Raw genomic sequence first — 22,911 nt, 5'->3', positions numbered from 1 at the left:
TTCACATAACCGTCAAAATCCGGTATGATAATTAAAGGTTAAAGAGCAGAAATTTAGTTGCAATCTTCTGAGCCGGTTCTGAATTTTTTTCAGAGAGAGTTGTAATACTTGGAAATGTAAATGTTTACATGAGGTTTGAAGCGGCACTATATACTCTTGTTGGCAAAGGAGAGAGAGACTATGACAGCTACTAAAGGACTTGAAGGCATTGTTGCAACGACCTCCTCAATCAGCTCTATCGTAGATGGAGTGCTCACTTACCGCGGCTATGATATTGACGATCTTGCGGACCATGCCACATTTGAGGAGACTGCTTATTTGCTGTGGTTCGGCAGCCTGCCAACGGTGCCGGAGCTTGAAGCTCTGCGGCGCGACCTCAGTGCACACGCTGCGATCCCGGAGCAGGTGCTCACTCAAATGAAGCTGTATCCCAAGGAAGCCAACACCATGGCCGCTTTGCGCTCTGCCGTATCGAGTCTGGCGCTGTACGATGAAGCCGCCGATGATATGAGCAAGGAAGCGAACCAGACCAAGGCGCTGAAGCTGCAGGCGCAGATTCCGACTGTAGTTGCCGCACTGGCGCGCATCCGCAAAGGCCTGGAGCCGGTAGCCCCTAAGGCCGGCCTGACCATCGCCGAGAACTTCCTCTACATGCTGTGGGGAAAAGAGCCGGATGCGGTATCCGTCAAGGCGCTGGATACGGCGCTTGTGCTGCATGCCGACCATGAGCTGAATGCTTCGACTTTTGCAGGGCGGGTAACGGTTGCGACCTTGTCCGACATTTACTCCGGTGTGACCTCGGCGATCGGGGCGCTTAAGGGGCCGTTGCATGGCGGCGCGAATGAAGCCGTAATGAAGATGCTCGAGGAGATCGGCAGTCTGGATGCGGTGGAGCCGTATATCCAGGGCAAGCTGGAGCGCCGCGAGAAGATTATGGGCTTCGGACACCGTGTCTACAAGAACGGCGACCCGCGCGCTAAGCACCTGATGAAGATGTCCAGCGAGCTGGGCACGATGAAGAATGACACCAGTCTCTATGACATGTCCGTCAAGGTGGAAGAGCTGATTACCAGCCAAAAGGGATTGAAACCGAACGTCGACTTCTATTCGGCATCGGTCTACACACAGCTGGGGATTGAACGGGAGCTGTTCACCCCTATTTTCGCGATCAGCCGCACCTCGGGCTGGACGGCGCACATTCTGGAGCAGTACGAAGACAACCGTATCATCCGTCCGCGTGCGGAATATACAGGCATGTCCGACATGAAGTACGTCCCTGTAGACGAGCGATAACAGGGCGGCAGGGAGGGCGGCCCTTGCAGGCTGCTCTACCCCTTTAGTACAATGAATGATATGAATGCTTATACATCATACTTTTAGGAGGAATATCTACAAATGTTGAAACTGGAACAATACGATCTGCCCACAGAAGGCGAACAAATTACAATCGAAGACGGCAAGCTGCTGGTTCCGGATCAGCCGATCATTCCATTCATCGAGGGTGACGGGACAGGCCGTGACATTTGGAAAGCCTCCAAGCGGGTGCTGGATGCAGCTGTAGAGAAAGCCTACGGCGGTAAGAAGAAAATTGCGTGGTACGAAGTGTTTGCCGGCGAGAAGGCCTTCAATACATATGGTGAATGGCTGCCGAACGACACGCTGGAAGCGATCCGCGAGTACATTGTGGCAATCAAAGGCCCGCTGACTACTCCAATCGGAGGAGGGATCCGCTCCCTGAACGTGGCGCTGCGCCAGGAGCTTGACCTGTACGTATGTCTGCGCCCGGTGCGCTACTTCGACGGCGTTCCTTCTCCGGTGAAGCATCCTGAGCTGGTGGATATGGTTATTTTCCGTGAGAATACAGAGGATATTTATGCGGGTATTGAATATCAGGAAGGCTCTGCCGAAGTGAAGAAGGTTATCGAGTTCCTCCAGAAGGAAATGGGCGTGAACAAAATCCGCTTTCCGGAAACATCGGGTATCGGTATCAAGCCTGTATCCGAGGAAGGCTCGAAGCGCCTGGTTCGTTCAGCAGTAGAGTATGCGATCAAGCACGGACGCAAGAGCGTGACCCTGGTACACAAAGGCAACATCATGAAGTTCACTGAAGGCGCCTTTAAGAATTGGGGCTATGAAGTGGCTGAACAGGAGTTCGGCGATAAGGTCTTCACCTGGAACCAGTACGATGTCATCAAGGAGCGCGACGGTGAAGCTGCTGCGAATGCTGCCCAGAAGGAAGCCGAAGCAGCAGGCAAGATCATCGTGAAGGATGCTATTGCGGACATTGCACTGCAGCAGGTATTGACACGCCCGACAGACTTCGATGTCATTGCGACGCTGAACCTGAACGGTGACTATCTCTCCGACGCACTGGCTGCCCAGATCGGCGGCATCGGTATTGCTCCTGGAGCGAATATTAACTATATTACGGGACATGCTATTTTTGAAGCTACACACGGTACGGCACCTAAGTATGCTGATAAGGACGTAGTGAATCCGGGCTCTGTTATTCTCTCCGGCGTAATGCTGCTTGAGCATTTGGGCTGGCAGGAAGCAGCTGACCTGATCTACCAGGGAATGAGTACAGCAATTAACAACAAGACGGTTACTTACGACTTTGCCCGCCAGATGGAAGGCGCGACTGAGCTGAAATGCTCTGCTTTTGCTGACGAGATCATCAACCATCTGTAAGCAGGCCGGGCCGGTAAATATTACAGATATAAGCTGCACATCCGTGTAGCTTATATCTATGTAGCCGCCTGCAGACTATCATCAGGTTAGGAGGGCTACCGTGGCGATCAAACGTTCAAAAATCACTGTCGTAGGTGCCGGATTCACCGGCGCGACCACGGCGCTTATGCTTGCCCAGAAGGAACTTGGCAATGTGGTACTGCTGGACATTCCCCAGCTTGAGAAGCAGGCCAAGGGCAAGGTGCTGGATATGCTCGAAGCGGGACCCGTGCAGAAATTCGATGCTCAGATTACCGGAACTTCAAGCTATGAGGATGCAGCGGATTCTGACATCGTTATTATTACCGCAGGGGTTGCCCGGGGGCCCGGCATGAGCCGTGAGGATCTGGTCAACACCAATGCGAACATTGTCAGATCGGTCTGCGGGAATGTGAAGCGCGTGGCTCCAGAGTCCATTGTGATTATTCTGAGCAATCCGGTGGATGCCATGACATACGTGGCCTATCATGCGCTCGGCTTCCCCAAGAACCGCGTAATCGGACAATCCGGGGTACTGGATACGGCCCGCTACTGCACCTTCATCGCTCAGGAGCTTAATGTATCGGTAGAGGATGTACGCGGCTTCGTGCTGGGCGGCCATGGCGACGATATGGTGCCGTTAGTACGTTATTCCAGCGTAGGCGGTATTCCGATCGAGACGCTTATCCCGGCAGCCCGCATCGCAGAGATTGTGCAGCGTACCCGCGTCGGCGGCGGTGAGATTGTCAGTCTGCTGGGCAACGGCAGTGCATATTATGCTCCGGCAGCATCCCTGGTTCAGATGGCGGAGGCCATTCTCAAGGACAAGAAACGGATCATACCCGTAATCGCTCTGCTTGAGGGTGAATACGGCTATGAGAACCTGTTCATGGGAGTTCCTGTGCTTTTGGGAGCGGAGGGGATTGAGCGGATTTTTGAACTGGAGCTTACGGCGGAGGAACAGGCGGCGCTCGACCAGTCCGCTGATTCGGTCCGCGCGGTGACTTCCTCTGTAACCATGTAACCCCGGCATCTGCCGGAGCCCCTCAAATTGAAATAGGAGGAGATTACGATGGGTCATGTTTTCTTTTTTCTGCATATGATCGGGACGCTGGCACTTGGCTTCTATCTGGTGCTGCCGTTTATCTTAAGCGGGACGGCTAAGCTGTCCTCCCCGGCGAAGGAAGGCACGCTCAGTGCAATCGGCGGATTCAACCGTTTTGCCCAATACGGGCTTGTGATTCAGCTGCTGACCGGCGGCTACATGATGACTAAGGGCGAGTATTCTGTACCTTGGATGATCATTGTTACGGTGCTTCTGCTGGCTATGTTCGCGTTCGGCGGGATTATGACCAAGCCTCTGCGCCTCGCTGCGGCAGGCATGAGAGAGAACCGTGATGTCTCTGCGGAGACTGCCAAGATCCGTACCATGAGTCTGCTGCTGATGGTCTCGCTGGTCGTCATGATCTTTTTCATGGTGTACAACACAATTATCTAATTAACCTGCTGCCGGATGGGCAGTGTGGTGCTAACAGCTCTGGAAGCCTCGGCCTCCAGGGCTGTTTCGTATGTCTGGAAGCACATTGTTGGAGATTGTTCCCAACGGCTGGTAGCATTAGGTCTCAGCCTCGTTCCCCGATCTGGTTCTATATCCCTTTACGCCCCAGGTACTCCCGGTCCAGTATTGCATAAAAGTATTGGTTGACCCACTGGTTGTTCCAGTGTATTTCTTCCCGGAATACCCCCTCGCGGACCATCCCTAACCTGTCCAGCACCTGGATGGATGAGGTATTGTATTCATTGCACATAGCCACGACTCTGTGGGCCTTCCATTCTTGAAAAGCAAGCTTCAAGGCCAACTGCGCCGCTTCGGTGCAGTAGCCTTGCCCCCGGTATTCAGGGAAAAGGCTGTAGCCCAGCTCCCAGCTCTCGCGCTCTTTTACGTACCAGTGTATATGCACTTCCCCGACAGGGGTTGCCTCCGGGGAGGCGAGCCGGATCACGAATTGTTTGTGCCAGTCGCTATAGATTCGTTCCGCCACAGTCTTTCGCACTGCATCCTTGTCGGTTGGAATCATATCCTCGAAGGGCCAGAGTGAGGCGCGGGTTTCAAGCGTTGTGATGAAATCGATATCGTCCGGGGTGACCGGAGATAATGTGATTCTTGCGTTCATTTTGCAAAACCTCCTGCTAGTATGATTTCGATACGATCTTGCCGTCTTTCATTACCCAGCTGACCTGACGCAGGTTGTTAATATCCGCTAGCGGATCGCCCCCGACGACCAATAGATCGGCCCTCTTGCCTGTCTCAATGGTACCGAGCTCATGATCCAGCCTGCAGATCTTGGCACCGGATGAAGTGGCAGCCACAATAATCTGCATCGGGGAGAGGCCGGCTTGTCCTAACAGCTGGATCTCTTTCCACGGCATACCGGCTCTGTACCACGGAGGAGCTTCTTCGATAAAATCATCCCCCAGGCCAATCTCCCCGCCCGCCTGAATAAATCTCCAGAGATTATCCAGGCCTTGCTCCAGCAGCGGCGCTCCGAATTTGTCCTGGAACATCTGGAGTACGGTGAGTGTGGGAACGATTCGGATGCTCCTGCTCACCATTTGCCTTATCAGTTGATCGTCCAGCCGGTCGTAAATCATATGCGCAGCATCGCTGATCCCTGCATCCACCAGAACTTGAAGATTACGTGCACTTGTAACATGAGCAGATACGTAAGTGCCCATGCTCCGGGCCTCCTGGCAGATCGCTTCAAGAATCTCCTGATTCAGCTGGGGCAGTCCGGCGGTAGCAGGATCGTAGCCGTCTTCCAGCGCTGTTTTGATGAAATGTATTCCTTGTCCCAAAACCTGACGAACCTTAAGCCGCGCCTCCTCTGCACTCCCTACTCCGATAGGCTCCTGACCACCGTAACCGCCTGGAGCCGTGAAGACCTTGCCAGACGTAAGAATTCTGGGAAAAGCACCGCTCTCCAGCTGCCGCGTATGTGTGACTACATCGTCAATCGATGCTGCCGTAGTCATTCCCTCATCGCGGATCGTAGTAATTCCTTCTGCTAGGCACGCGGCCAAATATTCCGTATGATATCCGTGCAGCGGCTCATTCTGTATGTACTTGAAGCTGGTATGGGCATGGGTGTGAATAAACCCCGGCAAAATGAACAGACCCTCAAGGTCGATCACTGTTGTTGCGGAGTCATGCCCGATTCTCCCGTTAATGTCACTTTGCTGTGTTATGGTGCCGAAGCGGCCATTAACAATCTCAATGTTTGTATGATGCAGCGGCGGCCGTCCGGTTCCATCGATTACCGTTCCGTTCACCAGCAAGATGCGCTCATTTCCCATGGTGGAAGCGTCCTCTCCGTTAAGGTAGTTGTCTTTCCTCACAAAGTATAGGGCTTTCCCCCTAGCGGATATAGATAATATTCGATTAGGAAAAGTTCCTTACATACCGTAAGATCATTTCACTATCCGGCTCTCCCCAGAGAAATCCGTGACAGCCGGGAATGAACATTGGTTGTTTGGGCGGCTGCCAAGTGTGGTAAGTAACATAACGTACAGCCAAGCAGGCACACTGCCTGATGCATAAACACCAGACCTTAAGCCATGCTAACATGATTAATCAACATTACTGTGGACAGCGAAAGGAGAATGGATTATGCCAGACACTAACAAACAACCTGTCAAAACCCTGCCCCCGCAGGTACAGGATCAACGCCCGGGAATTGAGAGTGAGATGAACCCGCTCCCGGAGTTTGAGACACCGGCGTACAAGGCAGCAGGCAAGCTGCTGGGCAAGGCTGCGCTCATTACCGGAGGCGACAGCGGGATCGGGCGTGCGGTTGCCGTTCATTTTGCCAAGGAGGGCGCGGATGTGGTGATCTCCTACTTGAACGAGCATGAGGATGCGGAGGAGACCAAGCGCCAGGTGGAGCAGGAGGGCAGAACCTGTATTCTGATCGCCGGCGACATCGGGGACGAATGCTTCTGTCAGAGCCTGATTCGTCAAACCGTTGAAGGACTCGGCAAGCTCGACATCCTGATCAACAACGCAGCGGAGCAGCATCCGCAGGACCATATTGAGGACATCACAGCGGAGCAGCTGGAGCGTACGTTCCGGACGAATATTTTCTCCATGTTCTATCTGACTAAGGCAGCGATGCCTCATCTTAAAAAAGGCGCTACGATCATTAACACCACCTCCATCACGGCGTATCGCGGCAGCCCGCAGCTGCTGGACTATTCGTCCACCAAGGGAGCGATTCTCAGCTTCACCCGTTCGCTGTCGATGAATCTGGCCGATAAGGGCATCCGCGTGAATGCGGTAGCGCCCGGACCCATCTGGACCCCGCTGATTCCTTCAACCTTTGACGCGAAGAAGGTCAGTGAGTTCGGCGGCACCCAGCCGATGAAGCGCCCGGGACAGCCTGAAGAGCTGGCACCGGCTTATGTATACCTGGCCTCGGACGATTCCTCCTATGTGAGCGGACAGGTGATGCATGTGAACGGCGGCGAGGTTGTGAACGGCTGATGGGTGCTGGATGCAGATTCGTGTGCAACATATAAATTCTATTTTAAAAAAGCCTAACCGCTTGCCGGCAGGCTTTTTTTCAGCGCTTGTAACTATTACAATATAATTCCGTCTATTTAGATAATTGGATATGAAAGGGGATTGGGATGCTTAGAAAAAAAGGAATCATTCTATCTGCAGCGGGGATTTTAGTTTTTCTGGTAGTGTTCATTTACTTGACTCCTTTTGCAGGGAGACTTGTGGCAAATACAAGATTGGAAGGAAAGGCAAAAAGCATTGGGGTTAGAATTAAGCAGGAATCACCGCCGCTACCCCTTGTTACTTCCGGGAAAACCCAAATTCCGGTTACCCAAGGCAGCTATTGCTGGGGGAAATTAGGATGTGCGGATTATATAGGAGGACAATCCATGGTACAGGGGGTTACTCCCACTGTTATAGCCCCTGAGGGGGGGATCCATGTTGCTTTTGCTTATAAACCGGCACCCGGCGGGTTAACCGTTCAGCAATTTGTCGATGATAAAGAAGTGCAAATTCCATTGCAGAACGGCTCTTTTAATGCTCCAAAAGAACAAGGCGTTTATTACTATGGCATATCAGCATTCTGGACAACCGAGGATGGTAAATTTTCAGAAGGGAGTTCATCTGTGGTTTTTGTAATTGAAGTAAAATCTACGAAAGAATAGCCCTGACAGGAATAATATGCTAATATACAACAAGCAAGACAAAACAACCGCATAGAACGATCACTAGGGGTGCCGCAAGGCTGAGACGGACGTAGTGTCCGGACCCTTTGAACCTGATCTGGTTTATACCAGCGTAGGGAAGTGGAGAACGAATATTGCAGCGGGGGTATACGGCAAGTGCCGGTATTCCTGTTTCTATTCCAGACTGCTTCCTTTACGGGGGGCGGTCTTTTTTGTGTTGTGGAGTGGTGCAGAGTGAGCTGGAACAGACGGGAGGGGAAGGGCGTTGTACGAAATTCATGCGGTCTCGGATGGGCGGCTGCCGCCTGAAGCGCTGGCTGAATGGGCCGCGGCGGTGCATTCTATGGTGGATTATATCCAGCTCCGCGAAAAATCCATGCCTGCCCGCGAACTTCTGGCGGCGGCGCAGCAGATGCTTCAGGCCGGAGTACCGCCATCGAAGCTGGTCATTAATGATAGGATCGATGTTGCCCTGGCCGCCGGGGCAGGCGGTGTACAGTTAGCCTGGCATAGCCTCCCGCCAGCCGCAGTGCGCGGCCTTGCACCGGGTCTGCGGATCGGCAGATCGGTCCACTCGCAGGAAGAGGCGGCTCAGGCTGGAAGGCAGGGAACAGACTACTGCCTCTACGGGCATGTATTCCCGACGGCTTGCAAGCCCGGACAGCAGGCACGGGGACTTGCGCAGCTGGCAGAGGCCGTCCGCTGGAGCTGCATCCCGCTGATTGCGCTTGGAGGGATTACCCCGGGGAATGCCGAGGCGGTGTTAGCCCAAGGGGCAGCAGGCATTGCCGTCATGTCGGGGATCTGCGGAGCCCCGGACCCGGTGGCAGCGGCCCGGGCGTACAGGGCAGCGGTTCACAGGGCAGCAGAGCTGGCTGAAGCGCTGGATATGGCTCAAGCACAGGGCACAGCAGGAGGTGAACAGGCATGAATGTGACCGTTAACGGTACCCGCCAGAGGGTGGAAGAGAGCTGCCGGACGCTGGCGGATCTGCTGGCCCGGCCCGAGTGGGCCGGGAAGCTGGTGATTGTCGAGCTGAACGGCGAGCTTGCCGGAAGAGAGGTTTATGGCGATGCGTTACTAAATGAAGGGGACCGGATTGAGCTGGTTCATTTTGTAGGCGGAGGCTGAACACGAAAACTTATCCCAGGAGGCGTTAACATGCAAGACCCATTGATGATTGGCGGAGTGACTCTAACCAGCAGACTGTTCATTGGCACCGGAAAATACAGCCGCAACACCCTCATACCCGAGGTGATTACGCGATCAGGCTCACAGGTCATTACCGTTGCCCTGCGCCGGGTGGACCCGGAGAGCAGTGACAATATTGTCAGCCACATTCCTTCCCACATGACTTTACTGCCCAATACCTCCGGTGCGCGCACCGCAGAAGAGGCGGTACGGATTGCCCGGCTGGCGAGATCGGCGGGGCTGGGGAATTGGGTGAAGATTGAGGTCATCAACGACCAGAAATATCTGCTGCCGGATAATACCGAGACCATCCGGGCGACCGAGATTCTGGCAGCAGAGGGCTTCGTGGTGCTTCCTTACATGAGTCCTGACCTGTCCGCAGCCCTGCGGCTGAAGGCAGCGGGGGCCGCAGCCGTAATGCCGCTTGGAGCGCCGATTGGCTCCAACCGCGGGCTGCAGACCAAGGAGCTGATCCGGATTCTGATCTCTGAGACGGATCTGCCGGTGATCGTGGATGCCGGAATCGGCAGACCGTCCGAGGCGGCCGAGGCGATGGAGATGGGAGCCGCAGCGGTCCTGCTTAATACAGCGATTGCTACCGCCTCAGATCCGCTGCTGATGGCAGAAGCCTTCCGTGAAGCGGTATCCGCCGGGCGCAAAGCTTATCTCGCCGGACTGGGCCCTGTGGAGGAGACGGCGGCAGCCTCTTCACCGTTGACCGGATTCTTGGCCTGACAGATGGAATAGGGAGGAGAGGAACGGTTATGAGCTATTATGAGACGATGGCCCGGCTGGAGCAGCTTCCTTACGGGACGCTATGGAGCCGTTATACGGCAGAGGATGTGAAGCGCGCGCTTCGTGCAGAGCAGGTGGATGAAGAAGGGCTGATGGCCCTGCTGTCACCGGCAGCGGAGCCTTATCTGGAGGAGATGGCACAGAAGGCGCACCGGTTGACGCGTACGCATTTCGGCCATGTGATGCAGCTGTTTACCCCGATGTATCTTGCAGATTTCTGCGTGAATCACTGCACGTATTGCAGCTTCAGTTCTATCTATGATTTTCCACGCAAAAAACTGACGCTGGAGGAGGTCGCCCGGGAAGCAGAGACCATCGCAGCCACGGGCCTGCGCCATATTCTGATCCTGACCGGGGAATCCCGGAGAGACAGCCCGGCCGGTTATGTGAGGGATTGCGTGAATGTGCTGCGCCGCTATTTTTCCTCTGTCAGCATTGAAGTGAATCCGCTCTCGACAGCCGAATATGCTGAACTCCGGGAAGCCGGCGTGGACGGTCTGACGCTCTACCAGGAGGTCTACCACCAGGAGACTTATCGAGCGCTGCATGTAAAAGGACCCAAACGCGTCTACCGCAACCGGCTGGACGCTCCCGAGCGGGGCTGCCAAGCGGGCTTTCGTTCAGTGAATATCGGGGCCCTGCTCGGCATGTACGAATGGCGGCAGGAGGCGCTGGCGACTGCGCTGCATGCGAGGTATCTGCAGGACAAGTACCCGGAATGCGAAATCGGGCTGTCGATTCCCAGATTCCGGCCTTACTTAGGCGAATTCAATCCGGCAAGCAACGTAACCGACCGGGCGCTGGTGCAGATCATCCTGGCCTACCGCCTGTTCCTGCCGCGCTCCGGCATCTCACTGTCCACACGCGAGCCTGCCGCTCTGCGCGATCATCTGGTCCAGCTCGGCATCACGAAGATGTCCGCAGGGGTATCCACCGAAGTGGGCGGACATTCCCTCGAAGGGGGCACCCCGCAGTTTGAAATCTCGGACAACCGCAGCGTGGCCGAGATGGCCGAGATGCTGCGGTCGCAAGGACTCCAGCCGGTATTCAAGGACTGGGATATCCTGTCCGAGCCGCTTGGGATGAGGTAGGCAAGCTGATGTGACTTAGTTTGATTTGACTAAACTGGATGTAAGTTAAACGGAACAGGCTATATAAATTGAACTAATGTTTTTATGTTTCGGAATTAGCCGTGACTCCAGAGAAGTTTTGGACTTCCGGCCGCTGTTGTCTACAGATTTCTTGATTTTATGCCGTTTTTAACGGTTGAAATCCGTAGACAAAGGCGGTCGCTACCGCTCCTCCAGTTCCAAAATTCCCCTCCGCCCTTTTTCCTTTAACTTAAATTAAATAGACCGGAGCTAACCTGGCCAAACGTAAGCCGACATATGCAAATAACCCGCCATGAGGCGGGTTATTTGCATTGTATAAGCGTTCTAGGCTGCAACGTGCTGACTTCTCTTGTATCACAAGGGCGCGTGGGCCGGATGTATGCGGAAAACGGAATACAATGTGCCAGCGCGAGGTACGCGGGTCAAACCGTTAGTGTCCCAGCCAAAGCTGGGGACCTACGTTATGCGAATGCCATACTCTACTTACTCTATAGATTCAGGCTCTCTTGCGGATTGTCCCTGGCTCGCGCTTGAAGACAGCTCGTCCAGTGACATCTCAAAGCCCGGAGCCATGTGTTCAAGGAAATACTCCATCTCCGGCATCTCCAGCACATGCAGCTTCGCGGCGGTCTGCTCCCGGGCGGCGGCGAATTCGCGGTTGCCTGCGGCGACCTCCCAGACGCATTTCAGGTAAGCGTCCAGCACATCCGCTGCCTTGACGTAGCGGAGCAGTCCGGCATCCTCGGAGCCGGGCGGGCTGGTGTGCGGCTGCAGGAGCGGCGCGTAGACTGCGCTCAGCTCCGGCGGGATCATGGCCGCCAGCCGGTCGGCGGCCACCTGCTCCATCTCGCGGAAGCTGGACAGCAGACGCGAGTTGTTATGCTTCACCGGCGTGGCGATGTCGCCGGTGAAGACCTCGCAGGCTTATCTGGATAAAAATGATTGCACATAAATACGAAAAGTCGGGGTTTTGTTGATTTCAAGCGGAGAAACAGACTAAATAATGTTGCACCTAAATAAATTAATGTACATACAATGCAGTCAATTTCATTAATCTGAATTTTTCATATACATCAAGTGCCTCATATACAATATATAAACAGCTTACGGAACCCAACTTCTAGCTATTATAAAAACTGATTTCTTATCCGCTTTTTTTTATCGACTAATTAATTCTAACATAACCGTCTATAAATTCATCGATTCTGTGTTTCGATTTAGGAGGCAGTTTACATAGCTCATTAAATAAATATATAGGTAAGCTATACAACCTGACATTACCTGGGCCTGTACGTTCTTCTTCTAAAATGTTTCGAGCAGCGAGATTTTTGATAACGGTTTCATACTCCGTTGATAAAGACCTTATTAAATTTAGATCGATTTCCCATTTCTGAATTTTCTCAATGGTATTTTTAGCCATCCCGCGATATCCGAAATTTCTATCACCAGTATCAAGTATATACCCAAGTAAAAGGATTTCGGCAGGCTTTAATCCGCCGTCCTTGAGTAAACTAGAAAAATTAATGGAAGATTCTTTTGGGGCAGTTCCTCTGATAATTGGTACTTTTACGAGTTCTTCTGGTTTTTCGTCAATGACTACCGATTGTTGTGGTCCGTATCCACTGTTACTTGCTCCGCTTTTCTTTTTAAAATCGTTAACCTTTTCATACAAGTGTTCTTTAATCCTTGCAGTTTCGTATGAATAAAGGCCTTTATGTCCATATTCTCTTTTATAAGCCTGAACTTTATTGAATTCCTTTTGTTTCTCTTCAGAAGCAATAACATCCATTGGTATATCGTCAATCAAAAAATAAAGCATGATTTCTTTCCCTTTTTCAATGCAAACACTGATTTCCTCAAGTGTGCCAGATCCATATCTTGCAGTTGGTGTACCTAACTTTGTCCAAAAAACTCCAATAAGAATATCACATTTTCCAACTAGCTTTTCATTTAAGAGTTGTTGTGGGTCATCAGTGGAATACGCTGGGGCTACATCTTCCCAACGTTTTGGAAGTAAAACAATATTCAATTCCTCAGCATACTGTTTATTCCACTCAAAAATTTGTTTTTCAATTTCATCTCGCTGATCCCTTACATCTGATGGAGAAGCAATCAAAACTTGTAGCACAGTCGCTTCAAAACTCATAAAATATACCCTCTTTAGTAGTGATTTATACTACGACTTTATGTTATTGATATACAATTGTCAAAATAAAACAATTGATTACACTAAGAGTATTTGGCGCTTAGCTAGACTGTGTGGTTAAAGGTAAAATCCGAGGTGTAATTCCTCCTATTTTACACTTTTAAACTATAGGAAATTATTTCTATATTGCAGGGGGTGTTTTTGCTATTATGGAATTGTACGAAAATGATTTATAGGGAGGGGCTTTGTTGTACATCGGACATAAATTCGAATCTTTGGTAGGCAATTTACGTACCACCAACCACCTTACTGTGTCAGATCGTTATCACAAAATTACACGCCGCTTAAACTTAGCTTTCTGGGGTTTGGATTCCACCACAAGAAATTCACGGTATGTTGGATCGTATGGACGAGGTACGGCTATTAAAGGATTTAGCGATGTAGACATGTTAATGGTACTCCCTTATGATACTTATGCAAAATTTAATGCTTACCGTAGCAATGGACAATCCGCATTACTACAACAAGTAAAATTAGCGGTTAAAAATACGTATCCATTAACAGATGTCGGCGGAGATGGACAAGTTGTTGTCGTTAACTTTAGCGATGGTACTCGATTTGAAATTGTTCCTGCATTTTTAAACAAAAATGAAACCTATACATATCCAGATTCCAATGACGGTGGGCAATGGAGAATATGCAACCCTGTTGCCGAGATATTTGCGATTAATGAATACAACAAGAAATACAATAAGAAGGTTGAGCATTTGGTCCGTATGATGAAGGCGTGGAAAGTCCGTTATGATGTACCTATTACAGGTATGCTTCTCGAAACCCTTGCCATGCAGTTTATGGATAATTGGGAATATAACGATAAATCCTATAACTGGTATGATTGGATGGCGAGGGATTTTTTCAAATATCTGTCGATACAGGACAGGGAACAGGTTTACTGGAAAGCTAAAGGAAGTGGGCAGTATGTTTGGCGGACAGGAGCGTTTGAGTTTAAGGCTCAATCTGCATTCAATTTAGCTGAAAAGGCAGCTCAAGATGAGGACGATAGCCTGTGGAAGCAAATATTTGGAGCTTATTATACGGGGTGATATTGATTGAACAAAAATAACGTACTGCATTATATTGCTCTAACTGCCTATAATGTCGGATTTGGTGGAAAGAAACATTTTGTGACTTATGATGTTCTACGTATTGTTCCAAAAGCAGTGAGTCTGCTTACCATGATCATAGGTGTATTTCAGCTTCTGGAACAGTACAAGACCGTCTCTACAGACAATCAACAGCTCATCTCAGTCGTACTGTTAAGCATAGGTCTAATTGCTTTTGTAGTTGATCTATCAAGTGATCCGAAAGAGGAATATAATATTGTTGGAAAAAAATTATTGGTTTTGTTTAATGAACTACGTCGAATTTATCTGGAAGTAGACTCCCTTAGCGATTCTAGCGATTTTTCCACATACATCGCCCGAATTGATGCAATTACCCAAGAAGTTAGTCATATCTCTATATCCAAACAAGTTGTTATGGGGAATTGGCTGACTCATATTGGATTCTTTTATGTTATGCAATCGAAATGGGTATCCAAAGAACTTGGGCATACGTGGCGTGATAAACTTCCAATTCTTCATTTTGAAACCCTTATTTATGTTAGCGTAGCTTTCGCTATTGTATATTCTATTCTTTATCTATAATTCGCTCAGTCAAAATCGACTTGTTCAGGAACCCACGAAGGCTTGTCTATTTTCGAATTGCCAACAACAAAATTACGAGCATAGGCCCAATTCCGTTGGTTTAATAACTCAACCTTTTTTCTCGTGATTTCGATGTACTGAGGGAGCTCCTTCCAGGTTAACAATAACGTATGCTTAGGGGTGAGTGGTAGGGTGATTTCAACAGTTTCAAACTGTATTCCCCCTTCGTACATCCAATGCCGTTTGTTTGATTCAGGATCAAAGATAACAGCTGGATTGTCAGACGTTAAAAATCTTGCTTTGCTTATCGAGTATAAAATGGATAAGTTCATCCTCGTGAGTATGGACGCCCGCGATGAAACCCTCGGCACCATCATTTCTTGAAGAGGTTTTTCAGCACGGCGCCTAACATCCTCCATCGACAATGTCGGCCCGTGTGATAAACGGCCTAGACTGGTCATTTTTGCTCTACGCTTTGGGGAAGCTTCCTCAATCTCCTTTTTCATTCTGTTCATGTTTGAGTACATACCACTCCATTGTTTTTTCCAGTGATCTCTTTGGAATGGCGTTCGTTCGTGCATCGCTGATAAAAACAGACAGAGATCGGCTTGTTCATCAGGAGTAATGGATTGATTTTTTACGATTTTTGAAACGACCTGTCCGTATGTGGTTTCGAGTTTGGAAAGTTTGTGTTCAATGGATAAATCACGTTCTCCATTCGGCATATCGATGGTATATAATTCACTTTCCGCGAAAATATTCTCGGGTGCTTTGGGTTTTTGTATACTCCAGTCCTTTGAGTACAGCCATACGTATGGTGTGTAATTTTCAGGAATATCCGTATCACACCAGTAGCGAAGGTAGCACTGTGGTACCCAATGCTGAATTTTATTCTGAGATTTATTAGCAGCCATACTAATCCTCCTAGCCACAATGACTGTTTTTATTATCGTATCACTTGCAAGCTACTTCGCCCACCCCGAAAAAGCGGCTGCACAGGCAGTCGCTTTGTTCTTCCGAAATTAATCCGCTGCTCTATTTCATAGGTTATCAAGTCTAGTGCCTGCCTTTTCTTTTTTCATCGACGGACTGTTCCTATTCTATTACGGTGGTGAAATAATTAAGTTTGTGAAAACATGTATCATTTAAATTCTCCTTTTCAACAAAGTAGCATCTGGTTCAACGAACCAAAAAACTGGTAATGATGCTTTGAATTTTAAATTTTGAGTTAGAATCCGCGAGTCAGCAAAGCATGTATATTAATATTACGAGACATCGCCAGTGAAACAGCCAACTGATGATCAAGTGAGTTTCCATTAATGAGAAAAAACTTAATAATGCCTTCTAACTTTTGATCATGCCCTGCAAGATAATATTTACCTTGATTCGTTTTCGCCCCGCATCCACATAAACATTGCTCACTATCATCAGTTAGTGAAAGTGCGTTCCCGAATAAACGATGGCGTTCGGCAAGCTCTGTGTATAAAGATTTCTCGGTAACCTTATCTTTAACAGTATGGCTTGTAGTAACACTAACGACATCTAAACGTCCTTGTTTAATTAAATGATCGATAGATGGTTGTTTAACCCCTAAGCGAGCTCCAGCCTCGGATTTTGATATAGGCACTTTTTTCACCTCGTATTAAAAATATTATATACAGGATTGATTTTAGCATATGTAGTATTTATTGTAAACCTGTATTAAATATATTGCATATGAAATGTGCGGATTCCCACAATATTTAGCAATTCCAAACTGGTGATTACGATTAAATATACAATTATATGTAGCAATGAGAATGAAATAATTCATAGGACTTGTTTCATATCGTTCTGGAGCAATATTTATTTGAAATACATATGGAAGTACTGATTTTCAAATAAGATTTCCGAAAATGCATATTGATTGTATAAAAGAATTTGTATATAATTATAACGAATGATATATTCCATAACTAACAAAATGATAAATAATGTTATATTGGGGGGTGCGATTTTGTTTGATGGAAGTATGTATTTAGAATTGAATCTGAAGCCGTGGAGAGGAAGTAGAGTATGGAAATTAATTAAATATATAAAGAGAAATAAAAAAGAACTTAAACGCGATAAAGACCAAATAATATATTTTTTATCACAAGGAGACGAACAAGCAGCTAATCACGGAAGATATAGTGCACTGCAAAGTATTCAGACTTACATGAATATCCTATTCGAGATAAAAAAAGAAGATAAAATTAACTTCAAGAAGAAATTATTTTCTGCTAATAGAATCTCGATGTTCGTTGAATTTCTACAATATCAAATTACCTCTATTGAAAAAGAAGTTGTTATTTGTGAAAAATTGATAATTAATGATGGTGTTCATCATTACTTTGAACCTTATATAAATGCTCGCTTAGAAGTGTATAACGAAATTCTAGAAATCGTTCTATTGGGACAAATCAAAGATGAAGATGAAATATATGGATTTGATGAAGAAGATGAATTTTAAAGGCGGAGGGAATTGAGCATGGGGGAAATTGAACTTTTTAACGCGGGTAAACTTATTAACTTAATCGAACATTTGAAAAAAGATGTAAATACAAAAAAGATAAGCTATGAACAAAGTACAGATGGAACCGAAAAAATAAAAGCTGCTGGTTATGATGGCAACACCATGATTGGTAAGTCATCACCTTCGGGAATAAAGAGCATGAATTTTATAACTGTTCCGAGTAATCCTACAAAGGAAGAAAGAAATAATCTTATGCAAGAACTTAAAAATAATCATAAGCTGAGTCAAGATGAAATTGGTTTCGTGTTAGATACGAGTCAACCAACTGTCTCAAGGTCTTTAAGGAAGAAAAGATAATATTTTTTTTGGCAGTTAAATTATCTTCATAAGCAAGATTAAATAAAATCCAAGATACTGATTAAATAAAATCATTATCTTGGATTTTATTTATATATATTCTAGTCAAAAAATGTAATGAAAAGTAAATGGCTCGTTACTGATAATAAACTTCAAGAAAGGTTACAACAGGAAAGATATGAGTCTTAGTGGTACGCCTGCTGTTTTGCTCCTTAAGCGTCCTTTGTTCATGCGTAAAGGGGGGCGATTGGAAAATGACTAAACAAATCATCACAACCGACGCCGAACTAAAAAGTGTAATGTTATTTGATGCCCTTGTAGACATATGGATGGGGAATTATCTGTATGGGAAAATCAAATGATAAGTAGCTACAGCTCATTAGCAATTCAAAGTAATGATAGTTATTATTTGCGTACAAACGTACATATTGTACGTAAGGATATTCTTCATTAGTAAGAACGGTATAATTCAATTAAAAAAAGCAGCAACCAAGGCTTAATTAAATAAGCTTTAGTCGCCGCTGTTACCATTGGACTAATGTTCCCCCGTTAATTGAATATGATACCTCACTCACTAGTGATTCTCGAAGCATCAATTCCTCTTCTCACAGCAGCAGCTAAAGCATCCTCATTTGAATTTATTTTTTGTTTATCTAAATGTATATATCCATGTCCTTTCTTCTTTTCAGTGGGCGTTATTACATAACCTTGATTGTAGTACCAGGAGATTTCAATAAGCTTTAAACCCTTAACGGCCCGCGAGTATGTTTTAAAACCCATGAATCTCCCCATAACGGTGTCTTTGGTTATGTCCTCCTGAGGTTTGAGGGAATTGCAGTTCTTGAATGAATCAATAAGCTTCTCTTGCAGTTCAAAATCCAAATAGCCAGATTCTAAAACATTTATATAATCTATTTCGGTTGATCCTAACTTCTTAGACCTACTTGTTGAAACCAAATACATGTTACCTAATTTGTCTACATATGCGTTGACGAATTTATACCGAAGGTAAGGGAACAGGAACAATTTCATTTATTCTCCACTCCTTGGAAAAATCAAATTACCTCATCATGAATCCGTTAAAACTGGCATATTAGCGTAATCTGACCGAAAGTTCAATGCAGCGTTTTTTATGGTAGGATTGGTTCTGCTTAATTTCTTGAATACCGAGTCTGACAGACCGTGATTTATAAACCTCAATATTTTATCGGCACATTCAATTGGACTCAACCTTTCCGTATTGACTTCTAGGTCATATTCATTAAAAGAATTTACTATGTCGTACTGGTAAAGTGCTAATCCAAGTGCTCGATCTCCTCTAATATGTTCTCTTCTTATGAGTCAATACACTTACAAACAATGTAGGAAGATCCATCAGCAGATCATGAAATTCATTAAAGCGCTTATCATCATAAATTATGGTATCAACGATGACATTCAGCCCCATTTCTGAAAACAATTTAATGGTCGCGTAGTACACACTGAGGTGATGGGATCAAAAAGGATCTCTGAGACAACATGATCTTCCAATACTCGTGTAAGTTTAATGTCTGGATATGTCTTATTGATAAAATCATTGTAGCTACCAGAAAAATCATCAAAGGACAGGTGATGAAATGGGAACGCATGCTGTTTTTTTAGTTCCATACAAATACTTGTCTTTCCTGAGCTTGAGGCTCCGTTCAATAACACAATAAGTCCTTTCTTCAAACGAATCCCCCTCAAATAATATTTGCTTCTACACCTACAACATCAGCAGCCACCTTGTTTATCAACGAAGAATCAATTTTTGAAATCTCATGCAAATATGCTTTGTTAAACCTTGGATTATAGATACCTAATTTCTTCACATCATGAAACTCACTATGTATTGAACGAATACCTAAAATATAATACATCAATAATTGCAAAGTATGTCCAGTCGTTGGTTTGTTTTTTGAGACTTTGAAATCCCATAAGGTATCTTCGGTTAGATAGTCTCCATCGCCTGAAGTAACCGTAGGTGTGTACCCGAGTTCAAAAGTGAAGCCTTCTTTGATAATTGGCCCATGTTGTTCAAAAAAGGCAAGACTACGGTTCACCATGGTGCGAATATTGATAACTGTTTTTTCGTCTGCATGGATATCATCTGCATTCTTATATCCGATAATCCCCACTCTAGCGCATACATCATACCCCACAAGTTTACATGCAGATCTTATTGATAAATCATCCAGCCCCCGAACTCTAGAGAGTAAGAAATCGGCGTTCTCTTTTTCGTCAATAATTGATGCACCAAATAGTGAAATATCAAATGCCTGGTCGGCAAGAGTCCCCATTGTATAACGAGTCAGATAATCAACGGCTGTTCCGACTAAACCCGCATTAATATTCTCTTCAGGGTAGAGTTTAATCCCATCATCGAATATTATTTCATCAAAATCTTTTGGTTTCAGGTAGCCCCCATAAGGCTGCTTAATTTGTGCAATCCTTTGTGTGACTGATGTCATGAGACTCGCTCCTTAGTCCATTTTTCGCTTCCCTTATTATTGTAAGTTAACATTAACACATATTGGAAGTGTTGAGCCCGTTAACTCAATTCTGGTTCATCATTTCTATAATCAAAATCAAGTGCAGTTCTATTCATTATGTAGAGGACGGAACGTATTGTAATGCATTATTTAAAGTCGAAGGTCGCTCTTAAGTAGATCAAGCCCATGCTGTTATGCAGGGGCTTGTCTACTGTCAAACTAAAAGCCTAATCTTTTATATACGACTTCAGCAAGAGCAGCCTGGGACATTTCATGAAACGTCGAAAATTTCGTTGTAGAACGAACATAGGTCTCTAAGTCCTCCTGCGGAAGGGCCGCAAAGTCTTCTTTTGATTTAACGCCAACGCCTCCTAGAAAATCAGAGATATTTTCAGATGGGGTGTGTTTCTGAATAAAGGAATCTGGGAAGAGCTCATCAAAGGACATTTGTTTTTGAGCACCAAGTTCCTGGGCACCTTTAGTTATTTGATTCAATCTGTTGTTCAATTCTTTAACGCCAGTTACTTTTACCATCTGGATCACAACCTTTACAATTATTTTTGTATGATAAACCTTATGTGTAGAAGCTATGGTTATTTTCGAAAAGAAGAGTATGAATATATGATTAAGAACCACTCTTGGAAATGGGGTATATGTGATTCGGGAGGGAATTAACTCGATAGAATTGATCGAGAATTAATTAGTTGGTGTTACCTGGAAGTTAAGAGTTCTCCTTCAGATGTACCCGCATCTGAAGGAGGAGAAATTTAGGTTATGATGCTTACTTCATTCTTTTTATTAATTTATCAAATTGCTTGTTTACTTCACGTGAGATTTCACGTTCAAACTTTTTTAGATCATTTTTGGTTTGTGACTTCGATCCGCCGACTCTAATCTTAAGTGTTTTACTCATAGACTCACTCCTTTTTGAGTATTTAACATTATTTGGATTGCGATAGAACGCTGGCAGCTAAAGACTTGGTTAGTTTGCTAGTTTGTTTGCTTTGGAGTGCTTTCGAAGCAACAGTAGACATTTTGGAACTTGAAGTTTTTTGTGAACTAGATTTAGCCATTACGACACCTCCTTATCTATATGTTGTGCTTTCAAATAAATGGTAACCCAATATATTGTGTTTGTAAATACTTTTTTTTATTAACAGCTTGTCCACAGGATTTTCACTGTAAGTACGCATGTTCTCATGAGTTTATCCACAAAATGAGACGAACTCAATATGGAAATACGAGTTAGATAACGAACATATGATTTTAATCAGAGGCCGAATTGGTGTCACTGTAGACATATGGATAGGGGATCATCTATGTGAGAAAAATCAAATAATAAGCAGATACAGCTCATCGGCAATTCAAGTAACGATAGTTATTATTTGCGTTTGAAATTAAAGAATGTTCGGAAGGATATTCATCAAGAACAGAAGAAGCGGCGACCAAGACTTTATTACCCAAGTCTTGGTCGCCGCTGTTGCCATTGAACTAATGTTCGCCGTTAGATCCTGCCGATGATAAATACTCTGAGGAAGTAACCCTCTTTCAAAAACGAGTATGCTATGGAGAGACGCTTATCTTAAAATAAACATTTGCATGGTTACCTTCCTCATAGCGTATCCCTTAACGTAGTATAATAAAGAGACTACTCCAATACCACTGACATTATATCTTTATAGGGGTAGTCAACGTAATGAAATTGCGGATACATCGTCATTTCACCATTAGGTGATAATAATCCGACAGTGTTATCTTTTACAATAATGCTGCACCCATGGTAAAAGCGTCTAGCCATTTCTAATGCGGGTTCTACAATGAAATCACCCTTGGTATCAATAATTCCCCACTTTTTATTGACTTGAACTGCTGCATATCCTTCAGAAAATCCATCCACTTCTTCAAATATAGGAGGGATGACTATTTCCCCTTCCATATTTAAAAATCCATATTTTCTCCCTTTTTGGAAGCAGATTCTTTCATCATCGCATGCTCCAAGGAAAGAATACTTCGTTGGAATCACTAAATCTCCGTTTGTATTTACACAACCCCATTTATTATTGGAATTAGATACGGCCGCCAGACCATTTTTGAAGAATAGGGCATTATTCCATACTGCTGGGTGAGTAACTTCACCTTTAGTGTTAAGAAAGCCGAAATTAGAATCTATTTCTACTAGTGCAAAACCTTCCGAAAATACATCGACTCTGGTGTAGGTAGGGTCTAAAATTATATTTCCAGACTGATCTATGATTCCACTTAGACCGTTTTTACTATAAGAGGCTACTCCATCAGATGAAAATCTAGCAAATCCATCAAAATCTAAATAGATAGAATTTTGATGGCTGTAATCAATAAATCCTTTAGTGCCATCCAAAGATTCAAATGCTGCCCAACCATGAAAATAACGTGTCAACCACTTATAAATAGGATAAGGGGTTAGGAAATCCATATTCATATGAGAAAATCCTTGTTCGGTAATCAATAATGCAAAGTCTTCATAGAATCGATCAGCATTAATGTAACGACCTTCATGCAATATAGTGCCGTCTATTTTAGCGTAAGCATGCCTCATTTAGTCACCCCATAATGTTCTGCCCACCAAGTGGTGTGCTCTGAAATGTTTCTATATTACCCAAATATATTG

The 22,911-nt window shown here is 45.9% G+C and carries 27 protein-coding genes, 1 pseudogene and 1 riboswitch; of the genes and pseudogenes, 14 read left to right on the top strand and 14 right to left on the bottom strand.

Annotated features, from left to right (window positions below; genetic code table 11):
* The first annotated feature begins 180 nt into the window (after positions 1 to 180).
* The 4 genes from citZ to MKX42_RS23905 all read left to right on the top strand — a co-directional run bounded on the left by citZ (position 181) and on the right by MKX42_RS23905 (position 4,207).
* Positions 181 to 1,293: a citrate synthase gene (gene citZ, locus MKX42_RS23920; RefSeq protein ID WP_340755129.1), complete on the top strand. Its 1,113-nt coding sequence runs from the start codon at positions 181 to 183 to the stop codon at positions 1,291 to 1,293.
* Positions 1,294 to 1,395: 102 nt separating this feature from the next.
* On the top strand, positions 1,396 to 2,691 hold the full coding sequence (icd, locus tag MKX42_RS23915; RefSeq protein ID WP_036725590.1) for an NADP-dependent isocitrate dehydrogenase: 1,296 nt from the start codon (positions 1,396 to 1,398) through the stop codon (positions 2,689 to 2,691).
* Between the two features lie 100 nt (positions 2,692 to 2,791).
* Positions 2,792 to 3,733, top strand: coding sequence for a malate dehydrogenase (gene mdh, locus MKX42_RS23910; protein WP_340755128.1), 942 nt, complete (start codon positions 2,792 to 2,794; stop codon positions 3,731 to 3,733).
* Between the two features lie 48 nt (positions 3,734 to 3,781).
* Positions 3,782 to 4,207 (top strand): hypothetical protein, encoded by a 426-nt coding sequence (locus MKX42_RS23905; protein ID WP_036695834.1) that lies wholly within the window; start codon positions 3,782 to 3,784, stop codon positions 4,205 to 4,207.
* A 148-nt stretch (positions 4,208 to 4,355) separates the two neighbouring features.
* Here MKX42_RS23905 and MKX42_RS23900 read toward each other — a convergent pair whose 3' ends face one another.
* Positions 4,356 to 4,883: a GNAT family N-acetyltransferase gene (locus MKX42_RS23900; RefSeq protein ID WP_340755126.1), complete on the bottom strand. Its 528-nt coding sequence runs from the start codon at positions 4,881 to 4,883 to the stop codon at positions 4,356 to 4,358.
* 16 nt (positions 4,884 to 4,899) lie between these two features.
* Positions 4,900 to 6,063 carry an amidohydrolase family protein gene (locus MKX42_RS23895; RefSeq protein WP_340755124.1) on the bottom strand — a complete coding sequence of 388 codons (1,164 nt, stop codon included), beginning with the start codon at positions 6,061 to 6,063 and terminating at the stop codon, positions 4,900 to 4,902.
* A 313-nt stretch (positions 6,064 to 6,376) separates the two neighbouring features.
* On the opposite strand from MKX42_RS23895, the gene MKX42_RS23890 reads away from it, so the two are divergent.
* The 6 genes from MKX42_RS23890 (at position 6,377) to thiH (ending at position 11,030) form a co-directional block, all read left to right on the top strand.
* Positions 6,377 to 7,249: an SDR family oxidoreductase gene (locus tag MKX42_RS23890; RefSeq protein WP_209872520.1), complete on the top strand. Its 873-nt coding sequence runs from the start codon at positions 6,377 to 6,379 to the stop codon at positions 7,247 to 7,249.
* Positions 7,250 to 7,395: 146 nt separating this feature from the next.
* Positions 7,396 to 7,932, top strand: a complete 537-nt coding sequence (locus tag MKX42_RS23885) for a hypothetical protein (RefSeq protein WP_340755122.1) — start codon at positions 7,396 to 7,398, stop codon at positions 7,930 to 7,932.
* 55 nt (positions 7,933 to 7,987) lie between these two features.
* Positions 7,988 to 8,089: riboswitch (TPP riboswitch) on the top strand.
* 129 nt (positions 8,090 to 8,218) lie between these two features.
* Positions 8,219 to 8,884 carry a thiamine phosphate synthase gene (locus MKX42_RS23880; protein WP_340755121.1) on the top strand — a complete coding sequence of 222 codons (666 nt, stop codon included), beginning with the start codon at positions 8,219 to 8,221 and terminating at the stop codon, positions 8,882 to 8,884.
* Positions 8,881 to 9,084, top strand: coding sequence for a sulfur carrier protein ThiS (gene thiS / locus MKX42_RS23875; RefSeq protein ID WP_340755119.1), 204 nt, complete (start codon positions 8,881 to 8,883; stop codon positions 9,082 to 9,084). Before MKX42_RS23880 ends, thiS begins: the two co-directional genes overlap by 4 nt.
* A 30-nt stretch (positions 9,085 to 9,114) precedes the next feature.
* A complete protein-coding gene (locus tag MKX42_RS23870; RefSeq protein ID WP_340755117.1) occupies positions 9,115 to 9,879 on the top strand; it encodes a thiazole synthase in 765 nt (254 codons plus the stop codon).
* A gap of 29 nt (positions 9,880 to 9,908) precedes the next feature.
* Positions 9,909 to 11,030, top strand: coding sequence for a 2-iminoacetate synthase ThiH (thiH, locus tag MKX42_RS23865; protein ID WP_340755116.1), 1,122 nt, complete (start codon positions 9,909 to 9,911; stop codon positions 11,028 to 11,030).
* 504 nt (positions 11,031 to 11,534) lie between these two features.
* On the opposite strand, the pseudogene MKX42_RS23860 reads toward thiH, so the two are convergent.
* Positions 11,535 to 11,960: pseudogene (locus tag MKX42_RS23860) on the bottom strand (YfbR-like 5'-deoxynucleotidase); the annotation flags it as partial.
* A gap of 256 nt (positions 11,961 to 12,216) precedes the next feature.
* Complete coding sequence (locus MKX42_RS23855; RefSeq protein ID WP_340755114.1) at positions 12,217 to 13,197, bottom strand: hypothetical protein; 981 nt, start codon at positions 13,195 to 13,197, stop codon at positions 12,217 to 12,219.
* A gap of 248 nt (positions 13,198 to 13,445) precedes the next feature.
* Between MKX42_RS23855 and MKX42_RS23850 the strand changes: the two genes are divergently transcribed.
* Positions 13,446 to 14,300 carry an SMODS domain-containing nucleotidyltransferase gene (locus MKX42_RS23850; RefSeq protein WP_340755113.1) on the top strand — a complete coding sequence of 285 codons (855 nt, stop codon included), beginning with the start codon at positions 13,446 to 13,448 and terminating at the stop codon, positions 14,298 to 14,300.
* A 6-nt stretch (positions 14,301 to 14,306) separates the two neighbouring features.
* Positions 14,307 to 14,903: an SLATT domain-containing protein gene (locus tag MKX42_RS23845; protein ID WP_340755111.1), complete on the top strand. Its 597-nt coding sequence runs from the start codon at positions 14,307 to 14,309 to the stop codon at positions 14,901 to 14,903.
* A 5-nt stretch (positions 14,904 to 14,908) separates the two neighbouring features.
* On the opposite strand, the gene MKX42_RS23840 is transcribed toward MKX42_RS23845, so the two are convergent.
* A complete protein-coding gene (locus tag MKX42_RS23840) occupies positions 14,909 to 15,817 on the bottom strand; it encodes a DUF4238 domain-containing protein (RefSeq protein ID WP_340755109.1) in 909 nt (302 codons plus the stop codon).
* 314 nt (positions 15,818 to 16,131) lie between these two features.
* Positions 16,132 to 16,530, bottom strand: coding sequence for a hypothetical protein (locus tag MKX42_RS23835; protein ID WP_340755107.1), 399 nt, complete (start codon positions 16,528 to 16,530; stop codon positions 16,132 to 16,134).
* A 369-nt stretch (positions 16,531 to 16,899) separates the two neighbouring features.
* Here MKX42_RS23835 and MKX42_RS23830 point away from each other — a divergent pair, with 369 nt between their 5' ends.
* Positions 16,900 to 17,394 carry a hypothetical protein gene (locus MKX42_RS23830; protein ID WP_340755106.1) on the top strand — a complete coding sequence of 165 codons (495 nt, stop codon included), beginning with the start codon at positions 16,900 to 16,902 and terminating at the stop codon, positions 17,392 to 17,394.
* An 18-nt stretch (positions 17,395 to 17,412) separates the two neighbouring features.
* Positions 17,413 to 17,754 (top strand): hypothetical protein, encoded by a 342-nt coding sequence (locus tag MKX42_RS23825; RefSeq protein ID WP_340755104.1) that lies wholly within the window; start codon positions 17,413 to 17,415, stop codon positions 17,752 to 17,754.
* A 567-nt stretch (positions 17,755 to 18,321) separates the two neighbouring features.
* Here the strand turns inward: MKX42_RS23825 and MKX42_RS23820 are convergent.
* The 8 genes from MKX42_RS23820 to MKX42_RS23785 form a co-directional block, all read right to left on the bottom strand.
* Entirely contained in the window at positions 18,322 to 18,786 is a 465-nt protein-coding gene (locus tag MKX42_RS23820) for a hypothetical protein (protein WP_340755103.1), read from the bottom strand.
* 36 nt (positions 18,787 to 18,822) lie between these two features.
* The gene (locus MKX42_RS23815; RefSeq protein ID WP_340757788.1) at positions 18,823 to 19,077 is read right to left on the bottom strand and encodes a phosphotransferase-like protein; all 255 of its coding nucleotides are present in this window, start codon (positions 19,075 to 19,077) and stop codon (positions 18,823 to 18,825) included.
* Positions 19,073 to 19,201, bottom strand: coding sequence for a hypothetical protein (locus tag MKX42_RS23810; protein ID WP_340755102.1), 129 nt, complete (start codon positions 19,199 to 19,201; stop codon positions 19,073 to 19,075). Before MKX42_RS23810 ends, MKX42_RS23815 begins: the two co-directional genes overlap by 5 nt.
* Positions 19,192 to 19,464: a phosphotransferase-like protein gene (locus MKX42_RS23805; RefSeq protein WP_340755101.1), complete on the bottom strand. Its 273-nt coding sequence runs from the start codon at positions 19,462 to 19,464 to the stop codon at positions 19,192 to 19,194. The genes MKX42_RS23810 and MKX42_RS23805 overlap by 10 nt, the downstream gene beginning before the upstream one ends.
* A gap of 11 nt (positions 19,465 to 19,475) precedes the next feature.
* Positions 19,476 to 20,243, bottom strand: a complete 768-nt coding sequence (locus MKX42_RS23800) for a hypothetical protein (protein WP_340755100.1) — start codon at positions 20,241 to 20,243, stop codon at positions 19,476 to 19,478.
* Positions 20,244 to 20,483: 240 nt separating this feature from the next.
* A complete protein-coding gene (locus tag MKX42_RS23795) occupies positions 20,484 to 20,798 on the bottom strand; it encodes a hypothetical protein (protein ID WP_340755099.1) in 315 nt (104 codons plus the stop codon).
* Between the two features lie 407 nt (positions 20,799 to 21,205).
* Positions 21,206 to 21,337, bottom strand: a complete 132-nt coding sequence (locus MKX42_RS23790) for a hypothetical protein (protein ID WP_340755098.1) — start codon at positions 21,335 to 21,337, stop codon at positions 21,206 to 21,208.
* Between the two features lie 575 nt (positions 21,338 to 21,912).
* Positions 21,913 to 22,839: a WG repeat-containing protein gene (locus tag MKX42_RS23785; protein ID WP_076215228.1), complete on the bottom strand. Its 927-nt coding sequence runs from the start codon at positions 22,837 to 22,839 to the stop codon at positions 21,913 to 21,915.
* Positions 22,840 to 22,911: the final 72 nt, after the last annotated feature.

This window comes from Paenibacillus sp. FSL R7-0204 (assembly GCF_038002225.1).
In the GTDB taxonomy this organism is placed as follows: Bacteria; Bacillota; Bacilli; order Paenibacillales; family Paenibacillaceae; genus Paenibacillus_AQ.
The sequence above is the reverse complement of the archived record's forward strand: the minus strand, read 5'-3'. Positions and strand labels throughout refer to the sequence as shown.